The sequence below is a fragment of the Pelomonas sp. KK5 genome, assembly GCF_001984095.1.
Classification (GTDB): domain Bacteria; phylum Pseudomonadota; class Gammaproteobacteria; order Burkholderiales; family Burkholderiaceae_C; genus KK5.
On sequence record NZ_LYVQ01000358.1, the window covers coordinates 1 to 4,123 of the forward strand.

General features: G+C 70.4%; 5 protein-coding genes and 1 pseudogene. 4 read left to right on the forward strand and 2 right to left on the reverse strand.

Annotation, left to right across the window (positions count from 1 at the left end):
* The 3 genes from B0W88_RS30170 to B0W88_RS30180 form a co-directional block, all read left to right on the forward strand.
* On the forward strand, window positions 1-516 hold a 516-nt coding region (locus B0W88_RS30170), incomplete at its 5' end, for an FAD-binding protein (protein ID WP_144007076.1).
* Complete coding sequence (locus B0W88_RS30175) at window positions 513-1,556, forward strand: ferredoxin--NADP reductase (RefSeq protein ID WP_077038205.1); 1,044 nt, start codon at window positions 513-515, stop codon at window positions 1,554-1,556. The genes B0W88_RS30170 and B0W88_RS30175, both read left to right, overlap by 4 nt.
* On the forward strand, window positions 1,553-3,127 hold the full coding sequence (locus B0W88_RS30180) for a FadD3 family acyl-CoA ligase (RefSeq protein ID WP_077038206.1): 1,575 nt from the start codon (window positions 1,553-1,555) through the stop codon (window positions 3,125-3,127). Before B0W88_RS30175 ends, B0W88_RS30180 begins: the two co-directional genes overlap by 4 nt.
* On the opposite strand, the gene B0W88_RS30185 is transcribed toward B0W88_RS30180, so the two are convergent.
* Together B0W88_RS30185 and B0W88_RS30190 are read right to left on the reverse strand one after the other, a co-directional pair.
* Window positions 3,124-3,438: a type II toxin-antitoxin system RelE/ParE family toxin gene (locus B0W88_RS30185; RefSeq protein ID WP_077038207.1), complete on the reverse strand. Its 315-nt coding sequence runs from the start codon at window positions 3,436-3,438 to the stop codon at window positions 3,124-3,126. The genes B0W88_RS30180 and B0W88_RS30185 overlap by 4 nt on opposite strands.
* Window positions 3,439-3,487: 49 nt before the next feature.
* Complete coding sequence (locus B0W88_RS30190; protein WP_077038208.1) at window positions 3,488-3,739, reverse strand: type II toxin-antitoxin system Phd/YefM family antitoxin; 252 nt, start codon at window positions 3,737-3,739, stop codon at window positions 3,488-3,490.
* Between the two features lie 154 nt (window positions 3,740-3,893).
* Between B0W88_RS30190 and B0W88_RS30195 the strand changes: the two are divergent.
* Window positions 3,894-4,123 (forward strand): annotated as a pseudogene (locus B0W88_RS30195) (biphenyl 2,3-dioxygenase); the annotation flags it as partial.

Sequence of the window (4,123 nt, forward strand, 5' to 3'; positions counted from 1 at the left end):
GAGGGCGTGTACGGCGCCCTGCTGGGCCACGAGATCGTCGAGAAGCAGGGCGGCAGCGCCTGGCTGGTGCTCGATGCGGCGCTGCGCCGGCGTGCCTTCCGCGAATGCCTGTTCGGCCGCCTGTGGGCCTTTCAATCGGTGCCCGCACTGATCGCGATGCTGACGGCGCGCAAGGCCCGCTCGCTCGCCGCGCTGGCCACAGCCATCGGCGCCGATGCCGCAGCGCTCGCCGCGGCCGCCGAGGGACGGCTGGGCGCCGGCCCGTATTCCGCCATCGACATCTCCATCGACCAGCCCGCCATGCCCATGGCCACGATCACGCTGGGCGGCCTGGCCGTCAACGAGGCCGATGGCCATGTGATCGACCCGGCCGGACGCGACATCGCCGGCCTCTTTGCCGCCGGCCGCTGCGCGATCGGGCTGGCCTCCTCGCACTACGTCAGCGGGCTTTCGCTGGCCGACTGCGTCTTCTCCGGGCGGCGCGCCGGACGCGCCGCCGCTGCAGGCCTTCCATGAGCTCCGATTCCCGCTACCAAACCCTGCGCCTGCGCGCCGTCGTCGACGAGACGGCCGATGCGCGCTCGCTGGTCTTCGACATCCCGCCCGCGCTGTCCTCCACCTTCCGCTACAGCCCCGGCCAGTTCCTGACGCTGCGCCTGCCCGTCGAGGATGGGCGTTATCTGCCGCGCTGCTACTCGATGTCCAGCGCGCCGATGCTGGACGAGGCGATGCTGCGCGTCACCGTCAAGCGGGTGCGCGAGGGCCGCGGCTCCAACTGGATCTGCGACCGCCTGCGGCCCGGCGATGCGGTGCAGGTGCTGCCGCCCGCGGGCGTGTTCACGCCACGCTCGCTGGACGGCGACTTCCTGCTGCTGGCCGGCGGCAGCGGCATCACGCCGGTGTTCTCGATCCTGCGCTCGGCGCTCTCGCAAGGGCGGGGCCGCCTGCTTCTGGTGTACGCGAACCGGGACGAGCGCTCGGTGATCTTCCGCGACGAGCTGAAGGCGCTGGCCGCCGCGCATCCGGATCGCCTGTCGGTCATCCACTGGCTGGACTCGGTGCAGGGGCCGCCGTCGGTGGCGCAGCTGGGCGAGCTGGCCCGCTCGATGAGCGAGCGGGCGCAGGCCTTCATCTGCGGCCCCGGGCCCTTCATGGATGCGGCGCAGGCGGCGCTGCAGCGCCAGGGCATGGCCGACGGACAGATCCACGTCGAGCGTTTCGCCTCGCTGCCGGAGGAGGGCGCGGCGGCAGCGGCTCCGGCCGCGCCCGCTGCGGTCGCGGAGGCCGAGGTCGAGATCCGCATCGATGGCGCGGTCCACACGATCCGCTGCGGCGGGCATGAGGCGATCCTCGATGCCGCGCTGCGCGCCGGCCTGGAACTCCCGTACTCCTGCCAGGCCGGCATGTGCGCCTCCTGCCGCTGCCAGGTCGTCGAGGGCGAGGTCCACCTGCGCCACAACGACGCGCTGGACGGCCGCGACCTCGCCAAGGCCTGGACCCTGTCCTGCCAGGCCGTCCCCGCCTCGGCCCGTGTCACCGTCAAGTTCCCCCAATGAGCAGCAGCAACAAGCAAGACCTGACCCTTCCGGCCATGATCGAGGCCGCGGCGCGGCGCCATGGCGGGCGCGCCGCCATCGTCGAGGGCGAGACGCGCATCGACTACGCGGGCCTGGCCGCGCAGGGCCGCCGCGTGGCGCGCGGGCTGATCGCGCTCGGCGTGCAGGCCGGCGACCGCGTGGCCGTCTGGGCGCCCAATATCCATGAATGGATCCTCGCCGCGGTGGGCACGCACATGGCCGGCGCCGTGCTGGTGCCGATCAACACGCGGATGAAGGGCGAGGAGGCCGCCGACATCCTGGCGCGCAGCCGCGCCCGGGTGCTGTTCTGCATCGGCGAGTTCCTCGGCACCGACTACCCTGCGATGCTGGCGCCGCTGCGGCCGGCGGCGCTGGCTCATGTGGTCGCGTTGCGCCGCGGCACGGCCTGGGTCGATTTCCTGGCCGGCGGAGATGCGGTGCCCGCTAACGCCGTGGATCAGCGCATCGCAGCCTTGACCGAAGACAGCATCGCCGACCTGATGTTCACCTCCGGTACCACCGGCCGGCCCAAGGCGGTGATGTCCGCCCACGGGCCGACGCTGCGCGCCTTCGAGGTCTGGTCCCGCGCGGTGGGCCTCGCGGAGGACGACCGCTACCTGATCGTCAACCCGTTCTTCCACAGCTTCGGCTACAAGGCCGGCTGGGTGGCGGCCTTCCAGCGTGGCGCCACCGTGTACCCGCTCGATGTCTTCGATGCCGAGCGGGTGATGCAGGCCATCGCGTGCGAGCGCATCAGCTTCCTGCCCGGCCCGCCGACGCTGTACCAGACGCTGCTGGCGCATCCTCGCTTGCACGACTACGACCTCGGCTCCCTGGCCGGTGCCGTCACCGGAGCGGCCAGCGTGCCGCCGGTGCTGGTCGAGCGCATGCGCAGCGAACTGGGCTTCGCGCGCGTGACCACCGCCTACGGCCTGACCGAGTGCGGCGGCGTGGCCACGATCAATGACCCGGCCGACACCGCCGAGCGCATCGCCACCACCTGCGGCAAGCCGCTGCCCGGCACCGAACTGCGCATCGCCGACCCGCAGGGCCGCCTGCTGCCGCCCGGCCAGGCCGGCGAGGTGCTGCTGCGCGGCTATCACGTGATGCAGGGCTACTTCGAGGACGAGGCCGCCACCGCCTCGGCCATCGACGCCGAGGGCTGGCTGCACACCGGCGACGTCGGCGTGCTGGACGAGCAGGGCTACCTGCGCATCACCGACCGGCTGAAGGACCTCTTCATCGTCGGCGGCTTCAACTGCTACCCGGCCGAGATCGAGCGCGTGCTGGCCGCGCACCCGGCCATCGCCCAGGTGGCGGTGGTGGGCGTGCCGGACGAGCGCATGGGCGAGGTCGGCTGCGCCTGCGTGCAGCTGCGCTCGGGCGAATCACTCAGCGCCGATGCCCTGATCGCCTGGGCACGCGAGCGCATGGCGAACTACAAGGTGCCGCGCCATGTGCTGGTGATGGAAGACGGGTTCCCGATGACGGCGTCGAACAAGGTGCAGAAGCGGGAGCTGGCGGCCGAGGCGCGCGAGCGCTTGCCCTAGTCGGATTTGCTTGACTTGCCGAGTGCGCCGGCGGCTTCGCTCAGTCGTGTCAGCGCGGCCTTGTAGGCAGCGCTGTCTTCCCGCTTGTCGACCGCGAGCACAAGCACGATCAAACGGTCGTCCTCGACCTGATACACGAGGCGGATGCCCTGCTTGAGCAGCTTGATCTTGTAGCAGCCCGCCAGGTCACCGCCGAGTGCTCCGCCGGGCGCATGGGGCTGGTCCAGCCGCTTGGCCAGCAGCTTCTTGAGCACCAGCTGCACGCTGCCATCGAGGTCGCGAAATTCGGCCAATGCCTCGGGCAGGAACATCAGGCGGTACTTGTGGCGCGGTTTCGGCGCCTGCTTGACCGCCCGCTGTCTAGAGCTCGTCAAGGTCCACCTCGATGGCCCGGTCCTTGTGGGCCAGCCGCGTGCGGACCTTCTGCAGCAGGTCGCGGTCGGCGAGTTCCTCCATCAGCGCTGCGAACAACTCCGGCTTGACCATGTAGAAGGCCGCCTTGTTGTGGTTCAGCACAGCCACTGGCCGTTGTCGGGCTTCGCGCAGGACTGCTGCCGGGTTCTTCTTGAACTCGGACATGCTGACCGTAACGTCGGCAAGGATCTCCTGCATGCGGCTCTCCCAGAAATGGCGCTGAATATGGTGCTGATTTTAGAGCGTTTTCTTGATGGGCGGGATGACGGCCTTCGCTTAGTCCTGTCGGACGATGCCCCCCGAGGCCTCGCTCCGAACAATGGGCTCCATAGCAACGGAGACACCCATCACCATGATGCAGATCGACGCCCTGGCCTATGTGGTGGCCGAGAGCACGGACATCGACCGCTGGAAGGCCTATGCCGAAGGCGTGCTCGGCGCGGCCACCAGCGCCGCCGCGGACGGCGGCCTCTACCTGAAGATGGACGAGCGGCAGTTCCGCATCGCCGTCCAGCCCGGCTCGCGCGACGCCTACTTCGCCTCCGGCTGGGAAGTGAAGAGCGAGCGGGGTTTCGCTGCCGC